The organism is Paenibacillus anseongensis (genome assembly GCF_009757995.1).
GTDB lineage: Bacteria > Bacillota > Bacilli > Paenibacillales > NBRC-103111 > Paenibacillus_E > Paenibacillus_E chondroitinus.
The window spans coordinates 86,849-112,950 of sequence record NZ_WSEM01000023.1; the positions used below are offsets into that span (position 1 = coordinate 86,849).

Here is a 26,102-nt window from a genome sequence, read left to right on the forward strand (position 1 = left end):
GCTTAGGCTCAGGCTCGTGTGCGACCCACATCGCGGATTGGAGGAGTTTCAGGGGGAGTGGGCGTTAGTTGGTGAGCGGCTATTGGTGAGATTCAGGTACTTAACTAGTTGGCTACTTTTGATGGAGTTCGGGTACTTTAACTAGCCGGCTACTTTGGGTGAGATTCAGGTACTTTAACTAATTAGCTACTTTTGGTTCGGTTCAGGTACTTTAACTAGTTAGCTACTTTTGGAGTGTTCATGTTACTACAACCATCAGGTCACCGATTTGTGAGGAGTATCTCTCTCTGCTAACGGACTCACATGCCGCTAATCGCAATGAAATGGCCTTAAAACAGCTCCAAACCAATAGATAGCGGCTCCTCAGTCCGTTAGCTTCCCAAATCCACTCAAAAAGGCATAATAACGGCCGCTGAGTCCGTTAAAAGTAATCTGCCGTAAAATCGAGAGATCACATCCGGGTCATGCCCCTCGTAACAACAAAAAACCTATCCCGGCATCAGCCGAGATAGGTTCTTTTTATTTCTCCGCAGGAAGAATCACCTTAAAAGTGGTTCCCACTCCCACGATACTATGCACTTCAATCAGTCCGCCGTGAAGCTGGACAATGGAATGTGTGATCGATAAGCCTAGACCGGCGCCGCCGTTCCGTCTTGTCCGTGAAGTGTCGATACGGTAAAACCGGTCAAACAGATGAGGTAGGTGCTCGGGGGCAATCCCCTCACCGTTGTCATGGATCGCAATCTCCACGCCAGATGGCGTTTGGGCTAGCGTGAGCCCGACCTCCCCCGTCAGCGGGTGCGTATGCTGGACGGCATTGTGGAACAGGTTGAGCACAACCTGCTTGATTTTATCCGGATCATACAGATACCGGGTCTGGGGAGCCAGGTGGAAGGTCACCTTTCTGTCTCCTGCCAGTAGACGAAGCTGCGGTTCCATCTCATGCAGCATCTCATCTAACACACCTTCCATCTTCTGAAAAGAAGGAGAACGGTCAAGCCGCGCTAGCATAAGGAGGTCCTCGACAAGTTTGTTAATTCTTACGGATTCGCCATGCATGCTTTTCAGTGCTTTCAGCAATGGCTCCGGCTGTTGATACGCTCCGCGAAGCAGCACCTCCAAGAAGCCGTGTATGGACGTGAGCGGTGTGCGAAGCTCATGCGAAGCATCCGCTGCAAAACGGCGCATCTGCTCTTTGGCTTCTTTTTCCGCCTCGAAAGATATCTCCAACCGTTCCAGCATCCCATTAAATGAGGTGGCCAGACGATCGATTTCCACCTGTCCTTGATGCGCGGGGAATCGTTCGTTCAGGTTACCTGCATCAATCTGCTTGACCGTATCCACCATTTTCGAGAGCGGTACCAGCGTTCGGCGCAAGACGGGAAGGAAGCCCAGAAGACCGAACACCATCGCTAACAAGGATAGAAAGATAAAAGTAAGCAACTGCTGAACCAACACATCCCGAATCGGTGCAACACTGGTGCTGGCTTGAATAATACCCTGGAAACCTGGCCCGCCGGGACCGCCCCGGGACCGTTCAGGCTCTCCGCCAATCTGATGAAAAACCACAAGCTGATCATTGCCCTTCTCATCTTTGACGATGCGGTGCTCCAGCTTCGTTTTCTTCTTTGCCTGAAGACTCAGATACTCCTCTTGGCTTAGCTGTGGAGCTGGCTGCTCATAAGGGGAGGAGATCAGCTTATAATTTCCTTTTTCATCAATAAAAGCAATGGATAACTCCGATACGAAAATCCGCTCCTGCTCACCAGCAAAACCAGGCCGGTTCTCGCGGTTTGAAGGAAATACGGGGGTCTGCCCGTCGCCAGCTCCCATACCCAAACGCAGCATATTCGGGGGCAGCGCAGCAAGCTGATTGCGGATGGTCTCCGCTTTATTTTGATACATGAACCGCTGCATAACGACATATTGAAACACGCCAATGAGCAGCAGCAGTACGGATAGCACTAATAAAGTTCTAGAAAGCAGTTGAAATTTCAGAGAGCCCGTTACAAAAAGATCGGCAAACCGGCCCTTCCTTTTCATGTCAAATCCATCCGGTAGCCGGCTCCGCGAATCGTGCGAATCAGCTTATGTTCCTTATCGTTCAGCTTATCGCGCAAGGACCGAATGTACACCTCCACGATATTCTCTTCGCCTCCGAAATCATATCCCCAAACTTTATCGAGAATCATCGATTTACTGAGCACAAGTCCATGATTAATCGCCATAAATTTGAGCAGCTCATACTCGGTTGGGGATAACTCCAGTACTCTGTCATGCAGGCTAATCTCTTTCCGACGGTCATCCATGCGAAGCGGTCCAATCACAACCTCGCCGAACAGGTTTGGAAAATGATTGCGTATCCGCGCATAGATGCGGGCAAGCAGCTCTTCAAAGCTGAACGGTTTGACCATATAATCGTCCGCGCCGATCGTAAGCCCCTTCACCCGGTCATCGATTTCGTCCTTGGCTGTCAGCATGATGACGGCGATGTTTTCCGTCTTTTTGATCATACGGCAAACTTCAAATCCGTCCATTCCTGGCATCATCACATCCAATATCGCAATATGCGGCTGAAATTTATTGCATGTCGTGATGGCGGAAAGTCCATCCGTTGCCGTCATCACCTCGAAGCCTTCATTCGTCAGGCCTAATTCTAAAAATTCCAAAATATGAGGCTCGTCATCTACGAGCAGAATTTTGATTCCTTTTAACTGGCGCATGGGGTCGTTCCTCCCGGGTTCAATTCAATACAACACACTTTACAGACATTTTCTATAGTCAGTATCCCATATCCTGCCTAAAAGCAACCTGAGCAAAAGCTGAAAGGTTGCTGAATGCTATCACTTTTCAGTAATTTTTCAGCTAACTATCAATTGAATCTCAGGTAATGCTTCTATAATTAGACCAACATCATAAGGACACCAAAGAAAAGAGGAAACACTTATGGAGCCATTTGCCCCTTCCTTTCATTCGTTCCATTTCCAATCGCTCAAGGCTGAGATCGAATTATTGCTCCGCTGTGACGATAAAGAGCGTACGCTCATAACGCAATTAACTGATGATTGGTTTCGCAATGTCGACAAGCGTTTCAGCCCGGCTCTTGCCGACAGTGAAATTTCTCTATTAAATACATTAGCCGGGGAAAATTGCATGGTTTCTAATACCATGCTGGAAGTACTTTTTTTAGCCGAAATGTACCAAGCTGTAACCGATGGCTATTATAATCCGCTTCATGCAGAAGGCGTGCAGGCCGCCGCCCTTTTGGAATGGGAAGTAGATCCCTCCATGAAATCGATTAAGCTCCCCCATAATGCCAACATTCATTTGAGAGGGCTGGAGCAGAGTTGGGCCGTCAAACGATTAGCTGAATATATGCAGAAACAGCTTTCCCTGGAGCAAGGGTTAATCCTCGCCGGAGGAGAGATCACGGTATGGGGTCGAAGTTCGCTGGGCATTGATCCTTGGATTATCGGCATTCAGAACCCCTGGCATGCCAACACCAAGCTAGGTGCCATCGCTTTACCAGAAGGTTCCCTTTCGACATACAGCCAATTCGAAGATCCGAGTGCCGGCTCGGTCCATGATGTCGTGCAGTGCACGGTTGCCGGCGAAGATCTTGTGGAATGCCAAGTATGGGCCAGGACGCTCGCAAGACTTGGTGTTCATGAAGGGCTGGCGCTGCTGGCCAAGCGCACCTCCGTGTGTGAAGCGGTTGTGATTACCGCGGAACAGGAGCTTCACTATTTCGGGAAAAAAGCCTCTCTCCAACGAAGATGGCTGGATATGCGAATCGACCATTATCACTTTCAGGATAAGGTATCTTAAGTCGTTGGAACCTTTATCCACATACTTGCGCACATTATCCACATATTTCGGATGGTTTACCCACAAGGTTGGTTATTTTATCAACAAGTTATCCACAGGTTGTTAGTAAGAACGAAAACATGATACAATTTTTCAAAAATGAACTAGAGGTATCGTATGAAGTATGATGTCATTGTCATCGGCGGAGGTTCGGCTGGCCTGATGGCCAGTATTGCCGCAAGCCGCCAAGGCGCCAAGGTTCTCCTCCTCGACAAAGGGGATAAGCTCGGCCGTAAGCTTGGCATCTCCGGAGGCGGCAGGTGCAACGTTACGAATAACAAAGACATGGATGAGCTTATTCAGCATATCCCGGGCAACGGGCGCTTCCTATACAGTGCTTTGACGCAGTTCGGCAACAAGCACATTATCGAGTTTTTTGAAAATCTCGGGATTCGTCTGAAAGAAGAGGATAACGGGCGTATGTTTCCCGTCAGCGACAAGGCCAAAACCGTCGTAGACGCGTTGATCGGCCAAGTTCGCAAGCAGGGTGTGGAGATCCGGACGAACAGTCCGGTCAAAAGGGTCCTGTTCCAGGACGGCAGCGTCCAAGGCGTCCAGCTCCACTCCGGCGAGAAGATGGACAGCCGCGCTGTCATCATCGCCTCGGGCGGATGCTCCGTACCGCATACCGGCTCCACAGGAGACGGATATGCGTGGGCGGAAGCTGGCGGGCATACGATCACGCAGCTTTTTCCAACCGAGGTCCCGCTGACCTCGAAGGAGGCCTGGATCCGCGGCCGCGAGCTGCAGGGGCTTTCTTTGCGCGACGTGACACTTTCCGTGTGGAACGCCAAAGGAAAGGCTGTCATCTCCCACAGGGGAGACATGCTGTTCACGCACTTCGGGCTGTCCGGCCCCATCGCCCTGCGCTGCAGCCAGTTCGTCGTCAAGGAGCTAGCCAAAACCGAGCGGAAGGAAGTCCTTCTTACCGTGGATCTTTTCCCTGATCTGAGCATGGATGAGCTGTACAAAGAAAGCATGGCACTCACGAAAGCTGAAGCTAAGAAAGCAATTAAGAACGTTCTGAAGCCTCTCCTGTCCGAGCGTCTGATTCCTATGGTGTTGGAGCGATCTGGTCTGGACGAGCAGCTTACGCACGATAACATTCCAAAGCAAAAATGGCTCGACATGTGCAAGCTTATGAAGGCTTTTCCCGTGCGCATTCACGGGACGCTTTCTATTGAAGAAGCCTTCGTTACGGGCGGCGGCGTGCACCTCAAAGAGGTCGACCCCAGTACGATGGAGTCGAAGTTGGTGAATGGCCTTTACTTCTGCGGAGAAGTCCTGGATATTCACGGCTATACAGGCGGTTATAATATCACCGCTGCATTCTCCACCGGCTATATGGCCGGTCAAAGCGCGGCGCAGCAGTAGATTGCCCCCCTGCTCCAACTAAAAAGGACCTACATCCAGCGGATGCAGGTCCTTCTTCATTTTACAAGAGATTAAGCTGTTACTGCTTCAAGATCATCTTCCTCGTCACGGTCAAATGCCGCACGATCGAATTCGCCTTCGGACTCAGCTACAAGCAAAGCTGTAACGGTTGTACCTGTTGCGTTAACGGCAGTACGACCCATGTCGATCAACGCCTCGACGCCAAGTACAAGACCCATACCTTCCAGAGGCAAACCAAGAGCTGTCAATACAACGGTCGTCGAAATCGCAGCAGGTCCCGGAACACCGGCAACACCAATGGAGGAAATTACGCTTACTAAGATAAGGATAAAGTAGTCAGATCCACTAAGTGGAAGATTGTAAACTTTCGCTACGAAAATCGCTACAACCGCCGGCCATACACCACCGCAACCGTTGAAGTTCATTGTCGCGCCGAGAGGTGCTACGAAGCTGGCAATACGCGGTGAAATGCGTAGACGCTTCGTGATAACTTCCAAGTTCACCGGCAGCGTTGCATAACTGCTTCGTGTTGTGAATGCAACAGCGATCGTCGGATACGCTTTTTTGAAAAACTTAATAGGGTTAACTTTCGCGATAAGTAGGACTAAACCACCGAAAATCAAGACGAAATGAATGATAAGTGCTACATAAGAAGTTAAGATAATTTTGGCAAGCGGTGCAAGGGTTTCAAGACCATATTTCGCCGCCATACCTGCGATCAATGCATATACACCATAAGGTGTCAGACGAATAACATACTTAACAACTTGGTGAATCACAGCAGTTGCTGATGTAATAAACGCTTTAACAGCTGCTACGCTCTCAGGCTTCTTGGAACCAACGTGTACAATAGCTACAGCCACGAAGATCGCGAAGATCAGAACGGGTACCACTTTCCCTGTCGCCATATCGTTAATCGGATTAGATGGCACCAGATCCAGAATAACTTGGGAGAACGTTGGAATTTCTTTTGCTTTAAAATCTTTCGGTACAGCCTGCGCAATCCCGTTACCCGGATCGAACGCCAGGGCAATAACCAAACCGATCACAGATGCAATCCCTGTTGTTAGCAAAAACCAGCCGATTGTTTTCAGACCGAGTTTACGAAGCTGACCTAGACTGGATAAAGAGGAAATACTGTTAATAACTAAGATAAGGACCAGAGGCATAACGAGCATTTTAATCAAGTTAACATAAATCGTTCCGATCGTACTTACGCTTTTGTACTCCAAATGTAATTGGTTAAACGCTATCCCGGCTACGAGACCAAGACCCAAGCCGATGAAAACGCGGTTACCAAAGCTTACTCTTTTTCTCCCCAAGAAAACGAGCAAACCAATAATTAATATTGATACGACTAAGCTGACCCAGTTCGATGTGAATGCGGTGACCAGGTTATTTTTCACTAGAATCATCTCCTTAATTCCTACGATCTTACTTGGTTTAATGGAATTAGAATATGACATTAGAAGTTACATGTCAATGGTTAATTTAAAATAATGCAAAAAAACCGAATTTTATGCTCGTTAATCCGAGATAAAATGCGGTTTTTTCTCACAATATTTGTGTAATTACGAACGAAATTTACAAAGCATGCCTTAAATGGGGCTAATCCATCTGCCTTAAATCCGTATGCCGGCGTTGAAGTGATTATAGTCGTCAGAAGACGGGTCAAAAGCCGCTTCTTCCTCGCTAGGCACGGCATCGGAATCACGCGCCGAGGCGTAATTGTCCGGCCAATCCTCATTCACGGTGTGAGCCGGGATACGGATGGAGCCCTCCAGATCATACGCCATTGCGTAGGTATCCGGCTCGGACTGAGTGGGCTGCCGTTCTACCAGACGCCCGCCGTGTGCCTGCGCGATCTCGAGCGCTGAGGTCATTTCCTGGTCGTCGAGATGGATGTGCAGCGTCGTCCTCTCCCCTTCCAGCAGCTCCGGCTTGTAGCCAAGCTCCTCCAATGTATCCAGCGCAAGCAGCGCATCCCGCTCCTTATCAAAACCAAAAAAGATAGGAACAAAGTTCTTCATCGCATAGCATCCTTTCTTCCTCCAAATGAAAAGTCTGCCATTAGCTTCTGCAACTTGTTCCCTGCCTATTCTACTTCGTGGCTTCCTGCACGATTTTGAGCAGCTCCGCATGATAGGCGGGCACTGCAGCGACGATATAAGCCGGATTCCCGTCGCCAGACCCAGATCCAGACTCAGACACAGATCCAGTTCCGCCGCCAAGCAGAGCAAGCGAATTGCCGTCAAAGTCCGTCACCTTCACGCCCGCCTCCTGCGCCAGTAGCAACCCCGCGTACAAATCCTCCCCTTCGGAGTTGTACAGGACAATCCCATGCAGATCGCCTCTGGCCAGCATCGCCCATGTCAAAGACGGCGCCCACATGCGCAGCACCCTTTTTACCGAATGCTCCAGATGATGCCGGAGCCCCAGCGCCCCTTGATCATTTTTGCCAACGGCATGGCCCTGAATCCATGAGATGGTGGATTTGACAAGCGCTCCGCTGGGCTCTGCCGCAAGCCTTCTGCCATCCTGCCAAGCGCCATCCCCCTGCAGGGCGGCATAATTAAGCCCAAGTGCCGAATCGTGGATCACGCCGAGTATAATCCGCCCCTGATAGCTTAAGGAGATGGAGACTCCGTAAAGCGGTATGCCGAGGGCGAAATTATTCGTTCCATCCAGCGGATCAACGTGCCAAACACATTCGCTTGCCGCACCGCCTTCACCGGCTTCTTCACTATAGATACGATGAGTTGGGAACACCGCCATGATCTCATCAACAATGAGTCGATCCGCCCTCACATCGACCTCGGTCACCAAGTCGCCACGCTCGTCCTTGTGCTGAATATTCAACTTACTGCCGAAGTGCTCTCTTGCCAATTCTCCCGCCTTGGACGCTGCTTTCACAGCAACTTCTCTGGCCAATAGCCGTTCCTTACGATCCATATTCCCTATCCCCTTTGTGGAAACATTCATTAGATGTAGTCATTTTACCATATGTTCCCTAAGAAAGTTGACTTGTGTGAAGCCACTTACATTGACAAGCAGCCTCTTCATAAGTGATAATATAGCAAAATATTAAGCGATATGAGCAGTCGAAAGGGGCATTACGAGCATGGTAAAGCATCATCAACACAAGATTTTGGATTGTACGATTCGGGACGGCGGTTTGGTGAACGACTGGGATTTTAGCGTGGAGTTTGTCCAAGACATGTATCGCGGTTTAAGTGCAGCCGGCGTAGAGTATATGGAGATCGGCTACAAAAACTCGGAGAAACTGCTGAAAGGCGGAGCATCCGGTCCATGGAGATTTTTAAATGAGGCTTTTCTGCGTGATGTCATTACCAAAAAGACAGATACCAAGCTATCTGCGCTCGTAGATATCGGCCGTGTCGATGAGAAAGACATTTTACCCCGTGAAGACAGCTTGCTTGATCTGATCCGCGTGGCTTGTTATATCAAAGATGTGGACAAAGGTCTAGAGCTTGTTCAAAAGTTCCACGATATGGGCTACGAAACATCCTTGAACATTATGGCGCTTTCCCACGTGATGGAAAATGAGCTGATCGAAGCATTCGAAGAAATTAACAAAAGCCCCGTTGACGTTGTCTATATCGTAGACTCCTACGGCAGCATGGCTCCTAAGGATATTGATTACCTGGTAACGAAGTTCCAACGCCTGCTTCCTGAGAAAGAGCTTGGCTTGCATATGCATAACAACATGCAGCTTGCTTTTGCTAACACAATTACTGGCGCATCCAGCGGTGTAACCTTCCTGGATTCCTCCGTATACGGTATGGGTCGCGCTGCAGGAAACTGTACGACGGAATTGCTGCTCAGCCATTTGAAAGGCGCGCGCTACGATATTCGTCCTGTACTCGAAATCATTGAAAAACACATGATCACGATGCGCGAGAAATGGGATTGGGGCTACCTCATTCCTTACATGGTCGTAGGTGCGCTTGATGAGCACCCACGCACAGCCATGGCGCTTCTGAGCTCAGCAGAAAGAAATAACTTCGTAGATTTCTACGACCGTTTGACTTCCGTTGAGACCGTACCTGCTTCACACAAAGGCTAAATTCCGATCAAAGAACCCCCTGTCAACTTGTTCGTAAGGCATTGCCTGCGAATGAGCGACAAGGGGTTTTTCTTATGGCCACGAAAAAGAAACGGAAACTTATTTGATGATTTTGGCTGAAACCACGTAATCCTCGGCAAATTCCCGGTCAATAAGGAATGTGAAGTCCTCTTCCTCCCGGCGAGCGCTTCCCCTTTTCCGGAACACCTCGATATATTCACTGTCTATCAGTTGCGTGCAATCCTCATCGGCATAAATCAGGCCGCCGTCCAAACGTTTGATTGCTTCAACCATCGCTTCACGCGATTTTAACCCACCCTCAATTCGTACATACACTCTTCCTGTCGCATCATGGTCCTGCAGTAAAATGACTACTTTCTGTACCGTCTTGGCGCGGACTTTCTTTTCGGGTGATATGCTCATCTGTTCGGCTCCTTTATCAGCATTCTCTGTGCTAGTTTATGTCACGAAGGTTAAACGCGGACTAGGCTAATGATCACTCTATGAAAGACTGGGCAGCTTCGGCACTAGCGTTCATGTATGTAAAAGCACCTTACCTGAGAAACTAAGACGATGAATTGACGCCGCTGTTCTGGCGGGAGCTGGGAGTGAATATTTTTCCGAATGAGCCGCATATTGCTGATCGAGGATGAAGAACGCATCGCCCGCGTGTTGAAGCTGGAGCTTGAGCATGAGGGCTATGAAGTACATACGAAGCCAGACGGGCGCGCAGGACTGGATGCCGCTCTGTCTGAAACCGAGTGGGATCTTATTTTATTGGACGTCATGCTGCCGGAACTAAGCGGACTGGAAGTGCTGCGCCGCGTTCGCCAAGTTAACGCTACACTGCCTATTATTCTGCTGACGGCAAGGGATGCTGTGTCTGACAGGGTCAGCGGGCTGGATCAAGGCGCTAACGATTATGTGACGAAGCCTTTTGCCACAATTGAACTGTTGGCGCGCATACGCAGCTTGCTCAGACAGCGGAATCTGCAGGACCAGCCGGCAGAGCAGCCTCATTTGCTGAAAATCGATGATTTGACCATGGATATGAAAAGCAGATCCGTAGTTCGAGAGGGAACCACTATTGAGCTTACGCCAACTGAGTTTGAACTGCTGCGCTTCCTGATTCAGCATCGAGATGAAGTCATGACGAGGGAACAGATTATTTCCGAGGTTTGGGGCTATGATTTTGTAGGGGATACAAACGTCGTTGATGTTTATATTCGTTATCTTCGGCAGAAAGTGGATAAGCCCTTTTCCTCCAAGCTTATCCAAACGATCCGCGGAGTCGGTTATCTGATTAAGGTCGATGCGGCGCAAGCATCCAAAGAAGCAGAAGAAGCATCGGGTACAGCGGCCCCCAAAGAAAAACCTTTATGAGTCTAAAGCTGAAAATTACACTGGGCGTTGCCGTCGGTCTCATGCTGATCCTTTTTATCAGCTTTACTTTTGCCTACTACATGTTCATTCGGGTTACCACCAATGGCGAAGCTGATTTGCTCAAAGAGAAGGCGAGGACGCTGCTGTTAAAAGATTTGCCCAATCATCCTGAGTATTGGCAGGACAATTCCTCGATGGAAGAACTCCTCATCCCCCAGGAAATGCTGCGTTATATTGGACCGGATTCCAAGGTCATTTATCAAATTTATTCCGATGAGACGCTAACTCGCTATCCCGTCACCTATGTGAATAAAGATACCGTTACGGTAGAAACGGCTTCAGACGGTATCTATGTCTTTGTGAAAATGCCCGTTTTTAAAGAGGGCCATCAGCTTGCCACGCTTGAAATTGGCCGCAGCCTGCGGAGATTGGGCCAATATGCGGACATGCTCATCTCTGTGCTGCTCTTGACCTCAACGGGAACACTGATTCTCGCTCTGATCGGGGGATATTTCTATACGAACGTCCTCTTCCGCCCGCTTCAGGACTTCGTCTGCACGATGCAGAACATCGAACAGAGCGGCTCCTTCCGGCACATCAACCTGCCAGCGAAGGATACGAACGATGAACTGGTGATCCTTGGCGCGACATTCAACCGAATGATCGACAGGCTGCAGGATATGTTTCAAAAGCAGGAACAATTCCTTGCCGATGCTTCCCACGAGCTGCGCACACCCCTGACCATCATCGAGAGCTATGCGAGCTTGCTAAGAAGGTGGGCGTTCCATGATGAAAAGCTGCGGGAGGAGGCGCTCGAAGCGATTATTTCCGAATCCGCTCAGTTGAAGCAGCTAACTCAGAACCTGCTTTCTCTCACGGATGTCGTCCGGGAGAACTGTGAGCAGGACGTCGATTTCGACCTGCTTCCTCTCGCCCGTCAAACCGCGGCTTCTCTTCGCATGACATCCGGGAGAGAAATTGACGTGGAGCTAACTTCGGAACAGCAAGAACTTCTGATGAGCGGTGATTCTTATAAAATAAAGCAGCTGCTTATTATCTTGCTAGATAATGCGCTGAAATACAGCCAGCAAAAGATCACCATGCACATCGAACTCACCGAGGATCATTGGGTCATTCTGAAAGTCATCGATCAGGGCATTGGCATCGCTGAAGGCGATATCCCCCATCTCTTCGATAGGTTCTACCGCAGCGATAAAGCAAGGAATCGCAAACAAGGCGGCGTGGGTCTGGGACTGGCCATAGCCCTGCATATCGTGCAGAAGCATAAAGGCACTATTGAGATTCAAAGCCGTTTGGGAGAAGGGACTACAGTGATTGTCAAACTACCGACAACCTGTCAATAAGAACATTTTCATAGGATTTTCATCGTTCTCTCAGAAAACGAAGCAAATCCAGCGCTAGCACAGTGAAAGGGGTTTCAAGGTAAACCACGAATTCAACCATGCAGGCATCGGCCACAGCAACCTCCCGTGCGAACAGCGTCATCAGCATCGGGAAAAACTACTTGGGCACACCTTACCAATTCGGTGCAAAAGCAGGCCAAACGAACACGTTCGACTGCTCGTCCTTCACGCAATATGTCTTCAAGCGCGTAGGCGTCAACCTGCCGCGTACATCCAAGAATCAAGCTCATGTGGGCAGCTATGTGTCTAGAAGCAACCTTCGCACAGGCGATCTTGTGTTTTTCTTGAATCCGGGCAAGCCGGGGGTCATTAACCACGTAGCCATCTACATGGGGAATGGCAACCTCCTGCAAACTTACGGGGCAGGCGGCGTACGCATTACGAACATTCATAGCGGAACTTGGTCCTCCCGTTACATGACAGCCCGTCGCGTATTGTAAGGATGCCCACTCGGCTCAAATAGCGCCCCACAGTTCCTCAGCGCATACGCATATACCAAAACCGTTCCTTCGTAAAATGGCGGGTCCCTTAGGTCCCCCACCCACTACGATAGGAACGGTTTTTTATGTGTCTTCGCCGCCGCTAATAACGAATATAGGCTTCCGTATAGTTCTCCTTTAACCCTCTTTTACGCACCTTTATCTGGAGTAAGCGCTGCTTGTAACTGACTCTCGCCGATCTGGGAAGCACAAGCGTCGGAAATTTAATAATTCGGCCCTTCCCGCTAGTGAATCCGGTGAGCTTCATCTGATTCGATTTTACAAATACGCGAAGTGCCCTTGGATCTTCGCCTTTGGCGATTTTTACTTTGATAATGACATGTTCATGCGTTTCAAAGATTTCGGCGCCGGACGCTCCTTGCGTAGAAATGCTTGCGTCCATGCCCGGCATTGCTTTTTTCAGCATGTCCTGTACATATCCCTCAACCCACGTCATATTATCTAGAAAGGTCTGCCCTTTTTCAGCGAAAGGCAGCTTTTGCCCGAGAAACTTCTCTACATGATCCCATTTCAGCCAAGGATGGCGATTAAACCCGCTCAAGCCTATCACCTCGTTTTCTCTTGCAGTATATGTGCCTACGCCCTGATGTGACACCAATCTGAAAAACAGATCACCTCTGGGCGAATACCCTCATATACTGAAGGTGTGAGAAGCCTGAAGTCAGGGAGGCCGAAATATGCCATCTATTGTAGGGAACGTGAAAATTATCAGCGTTGGTTCCAGCTCAGTTGTCCACTTCGGCGATACCTTCATCATCGCACCTACCAGCTCTTCCAAAACATTCGCAGGAGCAGGCTCCTTTAATACGGGTGATTTCCCTCGTGTCTATAATGCATACAGCACTACCGTCACTAATGATTCGGATCTTATCGAAGCGAACGCCACCAGCGGAGTGATCGTCTAACAAGCGCGATGTCAAACACAGCGAGGTGTTCCTCATGAACATGATCATTCACCAAACCATCATGATTCAGCAGCTAAAAGTGAACTCCGTTGCCAACTCCTCCGTCCTTCAAATCGGCACCGCAGGTTCCATCCGTTCCTTGTCAAACCTCTATAATACAGGCGGTTTTGTTGAACCTACGCCAGCGCTTGGTTCGAGTGAAGTAAATCCCGTTTCGCTCGTTCGATTGCCGCCGCCTACCTGATCGCCGCCAATGAAATGACCACCATGCTGGTCATGCAAGGTTTTTAATGAAAACGGAAGGAGGTGCCATATATGCATAATTCAATCACGTGGCAGCAATGGGCCCAGCAGCTTTCCGCCTATATTGAAATGCAGAAGCAGCGTATCGATAAACTGGAAGAAACCGTTAAGAAACTGCAGTCCGACCTCGATGCTCTCAAAGTTGAGAAACGATTCCATATCGATAAAATCGAATATAATTTCGACCAACTGAAGGTTGAGAAATTGGACGGAACTTTGACCATAGGCATCAGCCCGAGCTCGCTGGATAACGTCGACGATTTCACAGTCAATGGCGCCTCAGTAGGTAAAGATGCCGGGCAAAATCAAAATCAAAATCAAGATCAGAATCCGTTCGCCCAGGGACAAGGACAAGGGATGGGGATGGGAACAGGGCAAGAATTCGGAATTGGACCTATGAACACCGAGAATATGAGAAAGCAGCAAGGCACGGAGGGGCAAGCCCCTTCAGGATCTGCGATGCAGCACGACGTTTCGAAAGGCATTGCGCATTATCTGCAATATGGGCTCCAATCCGATATGTTGAATCTGGAAAACAAATACCAGTACCATTTGGACGAAGATTACAAAGACCTTATCATAGACGATATTCGCAAACAATTGGATGCTCGCATTCAGCATTATGTCAATCAATACCGCGGTGTAGGCTTTAAAGAACCAATGGAAGCTGTAACGACAAGTATCATTGATAAAACAAAACAGGACATTATCAGCGCAGTCGAAAGCTACATATCCAGTCTGCCAAGAAATGAGGGTTAACTATGATGAACTTGAATGTGGAAAACAAGCAAATTTTCGTAGGGGATGTACGCATCGTCGGGGTTTCCAGCTCCTCGGTTTTTCTTATTGGCGATACAGAGGTCATCTCCTTGTCTTCGATGTTCGACACGCCTCCGGAGGCCGTCATCATCTCACCATTCGTCCCGCTCCCACCTGAGGCTTAAGGATGGCGCGCCTCTCCATTGTCGGCTATGTCTATGTGCTTGAAATTGGCGCAAGCAGTGTCATGCAGGTCGGAGATAACGTCACTACCGCGCTGGATACCAACGTCTTCGCTGTGCAGCGCGAAGTGCCGATTTATTATGGGAATGAAGGGAGCTTCAAGGCCTATCCCTTCTTTCAGCGTCCTATTCCCACACCTCAGCCACCGGAGCCATTTACAATGTGTGTGGATAACTTAGGCTCCTATATCCGGGTGCGGGGAATCAAAATTCTAGGCGTTGGTTCGACCTCCGTGCTCCAGATCGGCAGCAACCGTGTAATTGGAAGCGAAGCCCGAATCAAGAACATCCGTCAATTCGTTACCGACAAGCCCGGTCCTCATGGGCAGCAAACCTTTATCAAGCTAGGCAAAGAGGACGTGATCGGCGACGTTCTGCCAGCAATCAAGCCGCCGCCTGGCTTGTAGATCCATAAACCAAAGAACCGCCCCACCCTCATCGGTGGAAGCGGTTCTTTGGCGTGCTCACTTCGTGAGCAGCGGCTGCGCGCGGTTTAGCAGCGCAGCCATCTCCGCGCGCGTCAAGGACGCGCCGGGGCGGAACGTGCCGTTCGCATAGCCGTCGACAAGGCCATTGCTGCTCATAGCAGCAATGGCCTCCGCCGACCAGCTGCCTGCCGGCACGTCAGAGAAGCTCTTTGCAGCGGCTGAGCCGCCCTGCGAAGTCAAGTGCAAGGCGCGGGAGAGCAGCATGCTCATCTCCTCCCGCGTGATGATCTGATCCGGCGCGAAGCGCTCGTCGCTGATCCCTTGGATCAGCCCGCTGCTCTTCGCGATCCGGATATCCTGCGAGGCCCAGTGGCTCGCAGGCACGTCCGTGAACGAGGCGCTGCCAGCGGCCTCGCCTTGCAAGCCGAGCGCGCGCACGATGATCGTCGCGGCTTCGGCTCTCGTGAGCGCCGCGTCCGGCGCGAACCGGTCTGCGGCTGTGCCTAGCATCCAGCCGTTGTTCGCTGCGGCGAGGATGTCTTCTTTGGCCCAGTGCTGCTGCACGTCTGTGAAATAGAAGCCATCCGCCCACAAGCCGTAATAATCCCAGGTATCGGCTGTTTCCTGGTTCAAACTCCAGCTTCCCGTACCTTTCAAGTTGTACTTGCTGACCAGCTTCAACTTTTCCTTCAGCGACTGTTCGTTCTCAAACCAAACCGTATAATCGCCAGGTACCAGACTGTTGCCGTTGATACTAAACGATTCATCCGTTGGGAGAATAGTAAAAGAGGCAACAGGAGACTGGCTAGCCGTATCATAACGAACGGTTCCCCCATATTTTTGGATTAGCTTGCTAAGGGTTTGAGCGGACACACCTGCTCCGTTATCCGCTGCATTTTGATTCCAGTACCTTCCGTAAAACGGAATCCCCAAGACAACCTTATCCGCAGGCGCCTGTGAAATTGCATATTGAATCGATTTCTCTACAAAGGGCAAACTAGCTACAGGTCCTGGCGTCGTATCGCCGGGATAGCTTTCGTCATAAGCCATGACCATCAAGTAATCAGTAACTGCGGCTAAGGCCTTATAGTCATACAAACCTGTCCACCCCTGTGTTGTACCGGTTGGATTGGCTGCCACCGCGACGGAGACTTCCTTGTCGCTGCCTAGTTTATTACGAATGATTTTCACCAGATCCGTGTATTTATCCCGGTAAGCGGCATCCACATTTTCGATATCAAATTGAATGCCATCGAGGTTGTTATCTTGAATTGCCTTCACAATTTGATCCGCCAGCGCTTCGCGATTATCAATCGCTTTTTCTCCAAGTGACCGATCAAAATCATTGCTAAGAAACGGTACAACCCGTTTTCCCCTTTGATGCATGTCTGCAATGAAAGAAGCTAGCAGAGAATCGGATAGTTCCAAGTTGCCGTTTGCATCGATATGAAAATAACTCGGTGCCACGACATCGAGCGTTTGTCCGCTTTTATCCACTTGGGTTGTATACGAACTCGGGCTCCCAAAATACATGTAAGACATATTGAACTTCCCCTGCGCTGAACTAGCTTGGGCTAGAGCGTCATGAGGTTCCGAGCTTGTTGCTATCGTCAGTATCCCCGCTGCCGCTAAGGCAACAAAGATTTTACGCCATCGCTTGTTCGTCGGCATTTACACTCATTCCCTTCTCTAGCATTCTCCGAGACTACCATTCCTCTATCATCTTAGAATGCGTATGAAATCGCTAGTTGTAAATATTGGTGAACGCAAAAAAACCGCTATACAGCGGGCTTTAGATCCCCTATAACGGTTAGTTGATAACTGGCTATGCATCTATTTTTCTTGATAAAATTGGAAGTGATTTCGCCCCTTGCCTTTCACTTGATAGAGAGCTAGATCCACTTCTTTCATCATATGTGATGCTTCTGTCTGGTCTTGGTTATACATCGTAATTCCCATGCTGACCGTGGCCCTGAACAGATGGCCTTGAACCTCCCACGGCTGATCCACACAATGCAGGATTCGCTTAGCCACACTATTCACATGCTCTTCGCAATCTACGGATGGCAGAAGAATGGTGAACTCATCGCCGCCCATCCGGGCAAACAAATCGACCTCGCGGAGACAGTCTTGAATGCGGTGGGCAAAATCCTGCAGGAAAGCATCCCCCACATCGTGCCCCATCGTGTCATTAATCATTTTAAAATCATCGATATCCACATATAACAGCGCAAAAGGCCTGTTCGTTCGTTTGGCCTGCATAAACATCTGCTGCAACTGCTCCTTGAACAGCCGCCGGTTCGGCAAACCGGTTAATGGATCATGGAAAGCCATCGCGATTAGCCTGCTCTCGTGATTCTTGCGCAGCGTAATATCATTAAGTACAAAACAAATCTCTGAGAGATTTCCTTCTCCATTACAGATCGGCATTGCGGTACATTCAAACCAGTTGAAACTCTCGCTGCTCCCTTTCATACGAAGCTCCAGCTTACTGCTGCTGCTCGTCTGCAAGGTTTTGATAAACATTTTATGTATATCCATCCGGTATTCGGAATCGATAAAGTCTACAATTTGCTGAAAATCTTCAGGGATAAGGCCAATCACGGGGTTAAAACTCTTGGACGCGTAGGTTAAATTTCCATGTACATCGAAAATACAAAACAAATCCCAAGCCTGCTCAATGAATTGGCGTACGAAGTTATCCTTCTGCAACCATGGATGTGTGACGGGATTCAAATCAGCCGAATGACTCATTACTTTCGTCGCCCCCTTCTCTACTCATGCATAGAGACAAGGGTAGATTAGCATGGGAACATAAAGATTTCATAAAGCTCACCTAAAGTTTGCGTCAAATAAAGTCCTTTTCCGTCTAATTTCTTCCTATTTCGCTAAAGTTCTAGGTCAGCAATAGGGCATAGTACCCAATTTATACTGTAAACAGTACCAAATCTAGCGATCTGTCAATAAAAGGATAGAAATTTTTAGGAGAATCGTTCTATAATGAAGGTAATATTTGTGAGCGGGTTCTCCGCTCCCATCATGAGCCGTTCCGTTACTGAGGAGGATTTCTAGTATGGCAGGAGAAACAATTTTAGTCGTGGATGATGAACAAGAAATTGTCCAACTAATCCAACTCTATCTAGCGAGAGAAGGATACAAAGTCATCAGTGCCAACAATGGACAAGATGTTTTTGAAATCGTCAAGGAACACAAGCCCGATCTTATTGTTCTGGACATACTGCTGCCAGGACTTGATGGCATAGAAGTTTGCCGCCAGCTCCGCAAAACCAGCAATACGCCAATTCTGTTCATCTCCTGTAAAAGCGAGGATATCGATATCATTCTCGGATTGAGCATGGGCGGCGACGATTATATGACGAAACCTTTCAGCCCTAGTCAGCTTGTTGCAAGGGTGAAGGCCCTTCTACGCCGGAATTCGATCCGCGAACAACATCAGGATGACCCGCAGCTGGTGAAGTTTCCGGGTCTTGAGATTGATCTGGTCAGCCACATCGTTCGCGTGAATGGGCAGACCATTTCGCTATCGGCCAAAGAATTTGATTTACTTTCCCTTATGGCCAAAACCCCTAATCGGGTTTACAAAATCGAGCATTTGTTTGAGCTTATCTGGAGCCTGGATAGTATGGGCGATCCACGAACACTCATTGTACATATCAGCAATCTCCGCAAGAAAATTGAAATGAATCCGGCCGAACCTCGGTACATTATCACGGTGCGCGGTGTCGGCTATAAATTTAACGGTTCTGCGGTTTAGAACAATCGCTCCCACCAAGCGGAGATATGATGCTGCAAAGGCACAGCGGCTGCCGCTATAACTAGTGCCGGCAGCATATTGGCGACATTGATTTTCCTGATTTGCAGAATATTGATGCCTACGCCAATCACCAGAATACCACCAACGGCTGTAATTTGAATGATCATCGCGTCCAGCGACGCTTGGCTGAATGCCATGGCGATCAAAGTTGCAGCCAGTGCAATCGTTCCCTGCATGATGAAAACAGACACGGCTGAGAAGATTACGCCTACACCTAAAGTTGAAGCGAAAATAATGGATAAGAACCCATCCAGCAGCGATTTCGTGTACAAAATATCATGATTATGCCGCAGGCCGCTGTCCAGCGGACCTAGAATCGCCATAGCTCCGATGCAGTAGATCAGCGTACAAGTCACGAAGCCCTCCGAGACGCTGCCTTGATGCTGTGAGGAGGTTTTGCGCATTTGGGCTTGCAGCCAGTCACCGAGCTGACCTAGCCGGTATTCGATGCGGAGCAGCTCTCCGAGGATGCCTCCGATGACGACGCTCAAAATAACTAGGACAATTTGACTCGATTTCAGAGCCATTGTAATCCCCAGCACAGTAATTGCGAGCCCCAGGCCCTGCATGACTGTGCTTTTTATGCCTTCCGAGATGCGCGGCAGAAGCAGCCCCAATAATCCCCCAATAATGATAGCGGCAGCATTCACGATCGTTCCCCATAATGCCATTTTGTTCATTTCCTTTCTAGCCTGACCCAAGTATGTATTCCGTATATGACAACCTTATCATTCTACATGATTCTATTCATAATTTCCTCCACGCTTGGAAATGGTATGGATAAGCAACAGGAAAGGAGGAATACGGCATGGCGAAAGACAAATCAATGGAACCGATGACAGGCGATATTGTAGAGACAGACGGAATTTATGCCAATGAGGCAGGGCAAGAGGTTACCCTCAAACGCGGTGATGAATTTCCTGCGGACCTCGTGCTGGGCAGAACGACATGGGAGTTGCAGGGCTTCGCGGAAGAAGCCGAGATTGATCACGATCAAACGGAGCTTAATCCTATGCGCAAGCGCGCTGATAATCGAACTTAATCTTAGAACCGGGCTGCTGGGATGCAGCTCGGTTTTTTGCCTCAATATGGTATACTAAGGGGATGATAATAAGCGCTGGGGGAACAAGCATGAACGGGAAACGAATAATTATTGTAACTGGCGGCACGCTTGGCGATTGGGCGCTGGGGGTCATTCAAGAGAATGATGTATTGGTCGGCTCAGACCGGGGTGCCCTGTATTTGATTCAGCATGGCTATAAACCTCATATTTCACTAGGGGATTTCGATTCGGTAACGGCTGAAGAGTTAAGCCTTATTCGTTCTTCAAGCGTATCGTTTATCGAATGCGATCCTATCCATAAAGATTTGACCGATACAGAGATGGCCTTTAATTGGGCTCTTGCCGAGCAGCCTGAGCAGATCATCCTGCTGGGTGCCCTAGGCACTCGCTTCGATCATTCGTTAGCCAATGTGCATCTGCTGCGCAAAGGAACGGAGCTGGGCATTGCCTGCTCCATTATCGATGCCAATAACCAAATCATCGTTATGAATCAAACGACTCGCATTGAGCGTGGGCGCTATTCGCATATCTCTTTACTTCCGCTTAGCCTGGAAGTTACAGGTATTACACTCCACGGCTTTGCGTATCCGCTACATCAAGCGACGTTACAAATCGGCCAATCCCTCGGGATCAGTAATATCCTTAACGAACCGGAAGGTCTCATCGAGCTGCAGACGGGTCTCCTCTTGGTTATTCAAAGCAAAGATTAACTACAAAGCTCCATATTTCCAGTAATCTCTTCTTTGGATTAGGTATAATTCTTCCAACCATTGCTTACAAATAGAGTAATAGACTATTCCTCTAGAAATGGTTGGTGAGCCTATGAGTTTTCGAAGAAAGGGAATCCTGTCGTTTGCGTTATTTATCGGGATTATCACGATAGTGCTGCTGCTCTTAGTCAGCTGCCTTCCCTCTGCGGAGTATGGAACTGAGGAGGAGGCTGACGCAGCGGCCCCTTACCTCATTACGGCTGACGGTGGGCAGCAGGAGCTTCCTGCTGTACAAGTGGACGAGCTTCCGGCAGAAGCAGAACCGGTTACGGTGCCTGCTGCTGTGCCTATCGATGCACCTGAAGCTGTACCTGATGCGGTACCTAATGCGGTACCTGGCGCTGAACCAGAGCAAGATTCCAACGTAGGGACCACCCTGTTTCATCCACTCTCTGAGGACACGAAACCGGTTCCCTCTTCTGTTACCACGAATACTTATGTCCCTATCGTTCCGCCAAAGAACACGGGCAAGACTTCGTCCAAAGTCAGCATCCCTGTGCTCAACTACCACAGTGTAGCGATAGATCCAGGGAATATTGTCGTCATTTCTCCGGATAAGCTGGAAGAACAAATGGCGTATTTGCACGACCACGGATACACACCGCTCTCACTCGATGCGTTTATACGTCTCCTGGAAGGAGACACATCCGAGAAAGCCCCGGAGAAGCCGATACTGCTGACATTCGATGACGGCTATATTGATAATTATGAGCAGGCGATGCCGATTCTCGCGAAATACGGGTTCCCTGCCACACTCTTCGTCTCCCCTGGCATGACGGAGCAGGACGGCTATCTCAACTGGGACCAAATCAAGAAGATGCAAGCCGGAGGCTGGGACATTCAGCCACATGGCATGTCGCATCCTCACCTCCCCAAGCTGACGGCGGATGAACAAGCGTACGAAATCGTGGAAGCCAGAAAGCTGATTGAGGAGCATCTGGGCACCAAAGCCGATATCTTTTGCTATCCGTATGGCGAACGCAACAAAACAACGTTGAAGCTGCTTAAGCAGCACGGATTTCGATATGCTTTTACCATCGATCAAGGTTATGCTACAAACGAGCAGTCCCCTTTCCTGCTGAAACGACTTTTTGTTAATGGCGAGGAAGATTTGCACGCATTCGAAACTCAGCTCCTTAAGCGTAAATAAGGGGCTTTTCTTTTTGATATATGGTTCAAAATATCTACTTTCATAGTATAATATGCCTATTAATGAAGAGGAGCCTCTCCATGTCACAACCAAATAAACGCTCCAGTTTCAGGCTGCATCTCCAAATACCTTTAACCGCCCTGTTCAAGATTATAGGGATCAAAAATAAAGCTGCCGACACGAAGCATTCCAAAATCATGATAAGGGACATCAGCGCAGGGGGCATTCGTATGCATACGCCCTTGAATCTCCCTACCGAGATGAGCTTGCTATTGGAATTTACGTTTCATCTCTTCCATCAAGAAATGAAAATACTAGGCATCATTAAACGAAAAACGATGCTGAAGCCCTCCCTCTATGAATACGGGATTGAATTCAGCATCGCAGATAAAGCGATCGAACAGCAGCTGACTAGCCACCTGATTATGTTGGGTTCTCGATTGAGACACACCAACGTCTTGGCAAGCTGCAGCTTTTGTTCCGATGAAGATATGAATGATATTTATGCCATGACTTATGACCTTACATAGCTGCAGCTAGAGCTTGCACGAACTGCTCCAAATAACGCTGATCGAGTTCATCAAAACGGTTCAGGCTAGGGCTATCGATATCCAGCACACCGATCAACTCGCCCCCGCTAAGGATCGGAACGACGATTTCCGATTGCGAAGCGGCATCGCAGGCGATATGGCCCGGGAATGCATGAACGTCGGGTACTAGCACCGTTTCCCGAAGCTGCGCGGACGTGCCGCAAACGCCTTTACCCAGCGGGATCCGAACGCATGCCGGCAATCCTTGGAAAGGGCCCAGAACAAGCTCTTCCTTCTCTTGAGCTTTGTCCACCAGATAGAAACCTACCCAATTTACATCGGTCAAAAACTGTCCGAGCAGCGCCGCTGCATTGGATAAATTGGCAATTCGGTTCGGTTCATCATGTATCAATGCTTTAACCTGCTGAATCAGCAAGGTATAATTCTCTTCTCTTGTTCCTTCATAACCTGACTTCGCAAACATGGTCTATCATCCTTCTTCCCCTTAACATTCTTGCTTTCTCATCATACCAAAAAGTGTACATTTCCGCCAAAGGATAAGATTTACCTGTTACTTCCCTATCTGATTACAAAAAAGACAGCCGCACTCGTCGAGATGCCGGCTGTCTTTTATTTATTTTTGCCCGTAATAGGCATTAACGCCGTGCTTTCTCAGAAAGTGCCGATCCAGCAGCGTTTGATCCATAGGCTGGATCGCTGAATTCAACTCGAAGGTGCGATAACCGATCTTCGCGACCTCCTCTAGAACGACTGCGTTATGCACCGCATTGTGCGGGTCCTTCCCCCAACTGAAAGGGGCATGGCAGTTCACCAGCACGCCCGGTACCATCGCCGGGTCGAGATCACGGAACGTCTCGATGATGACGTTGCCCGTCTCCAGCTCGTAGGCTCCTTTAATCTCAGCCTCCGTCATGAGACGCGTGCAAGGGACTTCGCCGTAGAAGTAGTCCGCGTGTGTTGTGCCCAGGGCAGGGATGCCTCTTCCGGCCTGCGCCCAGCTTGTCGCCCATGGCGAATGCGTGTGCACGATCCCGCCAATGGCCGGGAAAGCGCGGTACAACGCCAAATGCGTCGGCGTGTCCGAGGAAGGCTTCAACGTGCCTTCTACGACTCGGCCTTCCAGATCGACGACCACGAGATCTTCGGCCTTCAAGTCCTCGTAAGGCACACCGCTAGGCTTGATCACGACAAGCCCTTGCTCCCGGTCAATCCCGCTGACATTGCCCCACGTAAATGTGACGAGCTGATATTTCGGCAAATCCAAATTTGCTTCCAGTACCGCTTGTTTCAAATTCTCCAGCACGTGTACTCAACACCTTCCGATATGAATGTACATATAATGTACTATTATACACTTGTACGTACATGTTATCTAGATAGTGGAGATATAAAGTTTGAGGTGTACAACTTGTATGTACACCTCACTTTTTAATGCTATTAATGATTAAGCATGTATAATTGAAAAAACAAGGGTCTTGCCATCCGGCTCAAGCCGCGTCTCCACGGAGAAGCTGCCAATCTGCTTCGTCGTTGTTTCCAGTACGCCCTTCGCTGCGGCGCGCTCACACGTATCCGTAAAGTGGCGATAGAAGATATCCGCATCATAACCAAATAGGAAATCCGTAAACTTGCGAATGCTTTCCATATTGCGCGCCAGCGTCCCATCCTCCAGGCGAACCGTTACGCCATAGGTCAAAAATTGAGGATCAAGCCACAACGATGCTTCATTACTGTTACGTATAGCCGCTGTTGCCCCGTTCACGGCAAGCGCTTTGGCATCCGCATCGCGGAACAGGCGGAGCGTTGTTTCTTCCAAGTCATAATTCGTCCCCCGCAGCTTGCCTGCCTCCTCCATTATGCTATAAGCATCGAGCATGCGCTGATCAGGGAAGATGAGCTTTTTATAGCTGCCATCCTTGGTAGGTACAACTTTAATGAAAGCGTCTCCCTCGTTTTTCACATTGATCCTCTTGGACTTCGTCTGCAAGCGGGTAATGATTTGCAAGGCTTCCGCACGGGTAACATCTCGTCCCACACCGAAATACCCGTTCGGGTATCCTTCCATAATCCCCTTCGTCATCGCTTCGCCGATAAATTTCTGCTGTCTGGACGTTGCGCTTTGCAAATCACCGAATTGGGAAGCCGCTTTGAGGCTGTATACCTCATCTTCCAAATACTCGGTTTCCTTCAGCAAGTAATACAAAATCTCGGCTACGTCTTCACGTTTCAGCTTCGCCTTATAATCCGTGAACTGCCCTTTACTAATGAAATGAAGATCGCTGGCCAAATCCAGGTACGGCTTCGCCCAATATCCGACCGTGCTTGGCTTAAAGGTGAAATCCCGGTAATCCTGTTTCAAAATGCTCTGATTCCCCGCGCTTAGCGCCTGCAGGAAGCTTGTTTTCCAGTTGCGCTCACCGTTCGGAAACTTATCCGTAAAGGCAAGCAAAACGATTTTCACAAATTGGTCAGCCGTTACCGCATCATCTGGTCGAAACGTTCCGTCCGGGAAGCCGTCCAGCAGCCCTTGCTGCGCCATCTGGGTAATCGTCTGTTCTGCCCAGTGCCCGCGTATGTCCGACATCGTAGCCGCTTCGCTTTTTGTTTGTCCAACCCCTATGGTTATTACACAGCAAGCCACTGCTATGGCTATCCATTTATTCAACTGCCCCATGTTAAGACTCTCCGCCCTCTACAAATTTTTGATACCAACTTGTACCATTCTCTAGGATAAAGCTTCTATTAACCTTTGAGAACAGCCTTAAAGCCTAGTAAGAGAGGAGTGCCAAGCACTAGCAGGATTGGGTCTATAGCCGCAGGGGCGGGCTTTCATCCATGATGCTGATTCCGTCTTTCTACGATTAAAAAGGACCACACCCTCTACAAATGTAGAAAGTATAGTCCTATTATTCCGGCACTCAGCCTAACTTTCTGCCTGCGCCAACGGTTTTCATTGAATTGTAGTAACGGAGCCAATCTGTTATGTATAACATTTTCGTTAGGAAATCCGGTGCACTCCCCTGAAGGTAGGCATATTTCTCCTGCTGCAGCAGCTGATGCATCTCAAAGCTTTTCTGAAATACGGCTTTCACAAAGGCCTCTTCTGTTTGCGGCTTGTGGAGATCCGTTCCCCGAGAGAGTTCAACTTCCTCAAAAATCACGCCTCTATAGTAAGGATGCACATTGATCTGTCGCCCCATATCCACGTACGCAAGACCTGTATACTCAAAAGGCAGCCAAATTAAATTCGTCTTCTTATCTTCCAGTTTAACGGTATACACTAAGCCCATATTCAAAGCAACTGGCTGAGGGTAATTGTTAATGACTCCGGAACGCAGGTGATCCATGACATGCTCAACGAAATTCATTGTGTTCTTCCTCTCCAAAGGACCTGATTTACATGCAGTATCCTTCCTACATATTGCGTGCTAATACCTTCT

At 49.0% G+C, this 26,102-nt stretch carries 30 protein-coding genes; 16 read left to right on the forward strand and 14 right to left on the reverse strand.

From position 1 onward, the window contains the following. Positions 1–519 precede the first annotated feature (519 nt). A complete protein-coding gene (locus GON05_RS26715) occupies positions 520–2,043 on the reverse strand; it encodes a sensor histidine kinase (protein WP_157323478.1) in 1,524 nt (507 codons plus the stop codon). Next, positions 2,040–2,723, reverse strand: a complete 684-nt coding sequence (locus GON05_RS26720; protein ID WP_127458044.1) for a response regulator transcription factor — start codon at positions 2,721–2,723, stop codon at positions 2,040–2,042. Before GON05_RS26720 ends, GON05_RS26715 begins: the two co-directional genes overlap by 4 nt. A gap of 223 nt (positions 2,724–2,946) precedes the next feature. Here GON05_RS26720 and GON05_RS26725 point away from each other — a divergent pair, with 223 nt between their 5' ends. Continuing rightward, entirely contained in the window at positions 2,947–3,828 is an 882-nt protein-coding gene (locus GON05_RS26725; protein ID WP_157323480.1) for an FAD:protein FMN transferase, read from the forward strand. 156 nt (positions 3,829–3,984) lie between these two features. Further along, entirely contained in the window at positions 3,985–5,241 is a 1,257-nt protein-coding gene (locus tag GON05_RS26730) for a BaiN/RdsA family NAD(P)/FAD-dependent oxidoreductase (RefSeq protein ID WP_157323482.1), read from the forward strand. A gap of 71 nt (positions 5,242–5,312) precedes the next feature. Here the strand turns inward: GON05_RS26730 and GON05_RS26735 are convergent, their stop codons facing one another. The 3 genes from GON05_RS26735 to GON05_RS26745 form a co-directional block, all read right to left on the reverse strand. Next, a complete protein-coding gene (locus GON05_RS26735) occupies positions 5,313–6,668 on the reverse strand; it encodes a dicarboxylate/amino acid:cation symporter (RefSeq protein WP_181646597.1) in 1,356 nt (451 codons plus the stop codon). A 216-nt stretch (positions 6,669–6,884) separates the two neighbouring features. Then, positions 6,885–7,403 (reverse strand): hypothetical protein, encoded by a 519-nt coding sequence (locus tag GON05_RS26740; RefSeq protein WP_246239487.1) that lies wholly within the window; start codon positions 7,401–7,403, stop codon positions 6,885–6,887. Beyond that, on the reverse strand, positions 7,363–8,214 hold the full coding sequence (locus GON05_RS26745; RefSeq protein WP_157323486.1) for an inositol monophosphatase family protein: 852 nt from the start codon (positions 8,212–8,214) through the stop codon (positions 7,363–7,365). The genes GON05_RS26740 and GON05_RS26745 overlap by 41 nt, the downstream gene beginning before the upstream one ends. 169 nt (positions 8,215–8,383) lie before the next feature. Between GON05_RS26745 and GON05_RS26750 the strand changes: the two genes are divergently transcribed. Next, positions 8,384–9,349 carry an aldolase catalytic domain-containing protein gene (locus tag GON05_RS26750; protein WP_157323488.1) on the forward strand — a complete coding sequence of 322 codons (966 nt, stop codon included), beginning with the start codon at positions 8,384–8,386 and terminating at the stop codon, positions 9,347–9,349. A gap of 99 nt (positions 9,350–9,448) precedes the next feature. Here GON05_RS26750 and GON05_RS26755 read toward each other — a convergent pair whose 3' ends face one another. Beyond that, complete coding sequence (locus tag GON05_RS26755) at positions 9,449–9,772, reverse strand: hypothetical protein (RefSeq protein WP_157323489.1); 324 nt, start codon at positions 9,770–9,772, stop codon at positions 9,449–9,451. A 201-nt stretch (positions 9,773–9,973) separates the two neighbouring features. Between GON05_RS26755 and GON05_RS26760 the strand changes: the two genes are divergently transcribed. The 3 genes from GON05_RS26760 to GON05_RS26770 all read left to right on the forward strand — a co-directional run bounded on the left by GON05_RS26760 (position 9,974) and on the right by GON05_RS26770 (position 12,596). After that, a complete protein-coding gene (locus GON05_RS26760) occupies positions 9,974–10,732 on the forward strand; it encodes a response regulator transcription factor (RefSeq protein WP_157323491.1) in 759 nt (252 codons plus the stop codon). Continuing rightward, positions 10,729–12,096 (forward strand): sensor histidine kinase, encoded by a 1,368-nt coding sequence (locus GON05_RS26765; RefSeq protein ID WP_157323493.1) that lies wholly within the window; start codon positions 10,729–10,731, stop codon positions 12,094–12,096. The genes GON05_RS26760 and GON05_RS26765 overlap by 4 nt, the downstream gene beginning before the upstream one ends. 98 nt (positions 12,097–12,194) lie before the next feature. Beyond that, the gene (locus GON05_RS26770; protein ID WP_157323495.1) at positions 12,195–12,596 is read left to right on the forward strand and encodes a C40 family peptidase; all 402 of its coding nucleotides are present in this window, start codon (positions 12,195–12,197) and stop codon (positions 12,594–12,596) included. Positions 12,597–12,738: 142 nt separating this feature from the next. Here the strand turns inward: GON05_RS26770 and GON05_RS26775 are convergent, their stop codons facing one another. Continuing rightward, positions 12,739–13,197: an Hsp20/alpha crystallin family protein gene (locus GON05_RS26775; protein ID WP_157323497.1), complete on the reverse strand. Its 459-nt coding sequence runs from the start codon at positions 13,195–13,197 to the stop codon at positions 12,739–12,741. Between the two features lie 136 nt (positions 13,198–13,333). Between GON05_RS26775 and GON05_RS26780 the strand changes: the two genes are divergently transcribed. From GON05_RS26780 to GON05_RS26800, 5 genes are all read left to right on the forward strand, one after another. Next, the gene (locus GON05_RS26780) at positions 13,334–13,561 is read left to right on the forward strand and encodes a spore germination protein (protein ID WP_127457737.1); all 228 of its coding nucleotides are present in this window, start codon (positions 13,334–13,336) and stop codon (positions 13,559–13,561) included. Between the two features lie 34 nt (positions 13,562–13,595). Beyond that, positions 13,596–13,805 (forward strand): spore germination protein GerPB, encoded by a 210-nt coding sequence (locus GON05_RS26785; RefSeq protein ID WP_157323498.1) that lies wholly within the window; start codon positions 13,596–13,598, stop codon positions 13,803–13,805. Positions 13,806–13,876: 71 nt separating this feature from the next. Continuing rightward, positions 13,877–14,623: a spore germination protein GerPC gene (gene gerPC, locus GON05_RS26790; RefSeq protein ID WP_157323500.1), complete on the forward strand. Its 747-nt coding sequence runs from the start codon at positions 13,877–13,879 to the stop codon at positions 14,621–14,623. 5 nt (positions 14,624–14,628) lie between these two features. Beyond that, positions 14,629–14,808 (forward strand): spore gernimation protein GerPD, encoded by a 180-nt coding sequence (locus GON05_RS26795; RefSeq protein ID WP_157323778.1) that lies wholly within the window; start codon positions 14,629–14,631, stop codon positions 14,806–14,808. A gap of 2 nt (positions 14,809–14,810) precedes the next feature. After that, positions 14,811–15,272 (forward strand): spore germination protein GerPE, encoded by a 462-nt coding sequence (locus tag GON05_RS26800; RefSeq protein ID WP_157323502.1) that lies wholly within the window; start codon positions 14,811–14,813, stop codon positions 15,270–15,272. 57 nt (positions 15,273–15,329) lie between these two features. Here GON05_RS26800 and GON05_RS26805 read toward each other — a convergent pair whose 3' ends face one another. After that, entirely contained in the window at positions 15,330–16,964 is a 1,635-nt protein-coding gene (locus GON05_RS26805; protein ID WP_157323504.1) for an S-layer homology domain-containing protein, read from the reverse strand. A 162-nt stretch (positions 16,965–17,126) separates the two neighbouring features. Continuing rightward, positions 17,127–18,047, reverse strand: a complete 921-nt coding sequence (locus GON05_RS26810) for a GGDEF domain-containing protein (protein ID WP_157323513.1) — start codon at positions 18,045–18,047, stop codon at positions 17,127–17,129. A 319-nt stretch (positions 18,048–18,366) separates the two neighbouring features. On the opposite strand from GON05_RS26810, the gene GON05_RS26815 reads away from it, so the two are divergent. Further along, the gene (locus tag GON05_RS26815; protein WP_127457744.1) at positions 18,367–19,068 is read left to right on the forward strand and encodes a response regulator transcription factor; all 702 of its coding nucleotides are present in this window, start codon (positions 18,367–18,369) and stop codon (positions 19,066–19,068) included. Here the strand turns inward: GON05_RS26815 and GON05_RS26820 are convergent. Continuing rightward, entirely contained in the window at positions 19,065–19,799 is a 735-nt protein-coding gene (locus GON05_RS26820) for a DUF554 domain-containing protein (protein ID WP_157323781.1), read from the reverse strand. The two genes, GON05_RS26815 and GON05_RS26820, sit on opposite strands and share 4 nt — an antisense overlap. Before the next feature lie 137 nt (positions 19,800–19,936). Between GON05_RS26820 and GON05_RS26825 the strand changes: the two genes are divergently transcribed. The 4 genes from GON05_RS26825 (at position 19,937) to GON05_RS26840 (ending at position 22,641) form a co-directional block, all read left to right on the forward strand. Continuing rightward, positions 19,937–20,170 carry a hypothetical protein gene (locus GON05_RS26825; protein WP_127457745.1) on the forward strand — a complete coding sequence of 78 codons (234 nt, stop codon included), beginning with the start codon at positions 19,937–19,939 and terminating at the stop codon, positions 20,168–20,170. An 89-nt stretch (positions 20,171–20,259) separates the two neighbouring features. Next, the gene (locus tag GON05_RS26830) at positions 20,260–20,901 is read left to right on the forward strand and encodes a thiamine diphosphokinase (protein ID WP_157323515.1); all 642 of its coding nucleotides are present in this window, start codon (positions 20,260–20,262) and stop codon (positions 20,899–20,901) included. A 112-nt stretch (positions 20,902–21,013) separates the two neighbouring features. Beyond that, entirely contained in the window at positions 21,014–22,111 is a 1,098-nt protein-coding gene (locus GON05_RS39470; RefSeq protein WP_246239488.1) for a polysaccharide deacetylase family protein, read from the forward strand. Positions 22,112–22,191: 80 nt separating this feature from the next. Continuing rightward, the gene (locus GON05_RS26840; RefSeq protein ID WP_157323518.1) at positions 22,192–22,641 is read left to right on the forward strand and encodes a PilZ domain-containing protein; all 450 of its coding nucleotides are present in this window, start codon (positions 22,192–22,194) and stop codon (positions 22,639–22,641) included. Here GON05_RS26840 and GON05_RS26845 read toward each other — a convergent pair. From GON05_RS26845 to GON05_RS26860, 4 genes are all read right to left on the reverse strand, one after another. Then, complete coding sequence (locus GON05_RS26845; protein ID WP_127457748.1) at positions 22,634–23,125, reverse strand: GAF domain-containing protein; 492 nt, start codon at positions 23,123–23,125, stop codon at positions 22,634–22,636. The genes GON05_RS26840 and GON05_RS26845 overlap by 8 nt on opposite strands. 150 nt (positions 23,126–23,275) lie before the next feature. Then, positions 23,276–23,965 carry an L-ribulose-5-phosphate 4-epimerase gene (gene araD / locus GON05_RS26850; RefSeq protein ID WP_309492452.1) on the reverse strand — a complete coding sequence of 230 codons (690 nt, stop codon included), beginning with the start codon at positions 23,963–23,965 and terminating at the stop codon, positions 23,276–23,278. Between the two features lie 141 nt (positions 23,966–24,106). Continuing rightward, positions 24,107–25,336 carry an S-layer homology domain-containing protein gene (locus tag GON05_RS26855; RefSeq protein ID WP_127457750.1) on the reverse strand — a complete coding sequence of 410 codons (1,230 nt, stop codon included), beginning with the start codon at positions 25,334–25,336 and terminating at the stop codon, positions 24,107–24,109. A gap of 244 nt (positions 25,337–25,580) precedes the next feature. Beyond that, positions 25,581–26,030 carry a hypothetical protein gene (locus GON05_RS26860; protein ID WP_246239494.1) on the reverse strand — a complete coding sequence of 150 codons (450 nt, stop codon included), beginning with the start codon at positions 26,028–26,030 and terminating at the stop codon, positions 25,581–25,583. Between the last annotated feature and the right edge of the window lie 72 nt (positions 26,031–26,102).

Excerpts from the sequence above, each read along its gene's own strand:
- GON05_RS26755 (WP_157323489.1), bottom strand. The coding sequence starts at position 9,772 with ATGAGCATATCACCCGAAAAGAAAGTCCGCGCCAAGACGGTACAGAAA.
- GON05_RS26785 (WP_157323498.1), top strand. The coding sequence starts at position 13,596 with ATGAACATGATCATTCACCAAACCATCATGATTCAGCAGCTAAAAGTG.
- GON05_RS26715 (WP_157323478.1), bottom strand. The coding sequence starts at position 2,043 with ATGAAAAGGAAGGGCCGGTTTGCCGATCTTTTTGTAACGGGCTCTCTG.
- GON05_RS26745 (WP_157323486.1), bottom strand. The coding sequence starts at position 8,214 with ATGGATCGTAAGGAACGGCTATTGGCCAGAGAAGTTGCTGTGAAAGCA.
- GON05_RS26770 (WP_157323495.1), top strand. The coding sequence starts at position 12,195 with ATGCAGGCATCGGCCACAGCAACCTCCCGTGCGAACAGCGTCATCAGC.
- GON05_RS26795 (WP_157323778.1), top strand. The coding sequence starts at position 14,629 with ATGAACTTGAATGTGGAAAACAAGCAAATTTTCGTAGGGGATGTACGC.
- GON05_RS26815 (WP_127457744.1), top strand. The coding sequence starts at position 18,367 with ATGGCAGGAGAAACAATTTTAGTCGTGGATGATGAACAAGAAATTGTC.
- GON05_RS26800 (WP_157323502.1), top strand. The coding sequence starts at position 14,811 with ATGGCGCGCCTCTCCATTGTCGGCTATGTCTATGTGCTTGAAATTGGC.
- GON05_RS26765 (WP_157323493.1), top strand. The coding sequence starts at position 10,729 with ATGAGTCTAAAGCTGAAAATTACACTGGGCGTTGCCGTCGGTCTCATG.
- GON05_RS26830 (WP_157323515.1), top strand. The coding sequence starts at position 20,260 with ATGAACGGGAAACGAATAATTATTGTAACTGGCGGCACGCTTGGCGAT.
- GON05_RS26760 (WP_157323491.1), top strand. The coding sequence starts at position 9,974 with ATGAGCCGCATATTGCTGATCGAGGATGAAGAACGCATCGCCCGCGTG.
- GON05_RS26820 (WP_157323781.1), bottom strand. The coding sequence starts at position 19,799 with ATGGCATTATGGGGAACGATCGTGAATGCTGCCGCTATCATTATTGGG.
- GON05_RS26805 (WP_157323504.1), bottom strand. The coding sequence starts at position 16,964 with ATGCCGACGAACAAGCGATGGCGTAAAATCTTTGTTGCCTTAGCGGCA.
- GON05_RS26740 (WP_246239487.1), bottom strand. The coding sequence starts at position 7,403 with ATGCGGAGCTGCTCAAAATCGTGCAGGAAGCCACGAAGTAGAATAGGC.
- GON05_RS26855 (WP_127457750.1), bottom strand. The coding sequence starts at position 25,336 with ATGGGGCAGTTGAATAAATGGATAGCCATAGCAGTGGCTTGCTGTGTA.
- GON05_RS26730 (WP_157323482.1), top strand. The coding sequence starts at position 3,985 with ATGAAGTATGATGTCATTGTCATCGGCGGAGGTTCGGCTGGCCTGATG.
- GON05_RS26825 (WP_127457745.1), top strand. The coding sequence starts at position 19,937 with ATGGCGAAAGACAAATCAATGGAACCGATGACAGGCGATATTGTAGAG.
- GON05_RS26810 (WP_157323513.1), bottom strand. The coding sequence starts at position 18,047 with ATGAGTCATTCGGCTGATTTGAATCCCGTCACACATCCATGGTTGCAG.
- GON05_RS39470 (WP_246239488.1), top strand. The coding sequence starts at position 21,014 with ATGAGTTTTCGAAGAAAGGGAATCCTGTCGTTTGCGTTATTTATCGGG.
- GON05_RS26845 (WP_127457748.1), bottom strand. The coding sequence starts at position 23,125 with ATGTTTGCGAAGTCAGGTTATGAAGGAACAAGAGAAGAGAATTATACC.
- GON05_RS26750 (WP_157323488.1), top strand. The coding sequence starts at position 8,384 with ATGGTAAAGCATCATCAACACAAGATTTTGGATTGTACGATTCGGGAC.
- GON05_RS26860 (WP_246239494.1), bottom strand. The coding sequence starts at position 26,030 with ATGAATTTCGTTGAGCATGTCATGGATCACCTGCGTTCCGGAGTCATT.
- gerPC (WP_157323500.1), top strand. The coding sequence starts at position 13,877 with ATGCATAATTCAATCACGTGGCAGCAATGGGCCCAGCAGCTTTCCGCC.
- GON05_RS26725 (WP_157323480.1), top strand. The coding sequence starts at position 2,947 with ATGGAGCCATTTGCCCCTTCCTTTCATTCGTTCCATTTCCAATCGCTC.
- GON05_RS26840 (WP_157323518.1), top strand. The coding sequence starts at position 22,192 with ATGTCACAACCAAATAAACGCTCCAGTTTCAGGCTGCATCTCCAAATA.
- GON05_RS26780 (WP_127457737.1), top strand. The coding sequence starts at position 13,334 with ATGCCATCTATTGTAGGGAACGTGAAAATTATCAGCGTTGGTTCCAGC.
- GON05_RS26720 (WP_127458044.1), bottom strand. The coding sequence starts at position 2,723 with ATGCGCCAGTTAAAAGGAATCAAAATTCTGCTCGTAGATGACGAGCCT.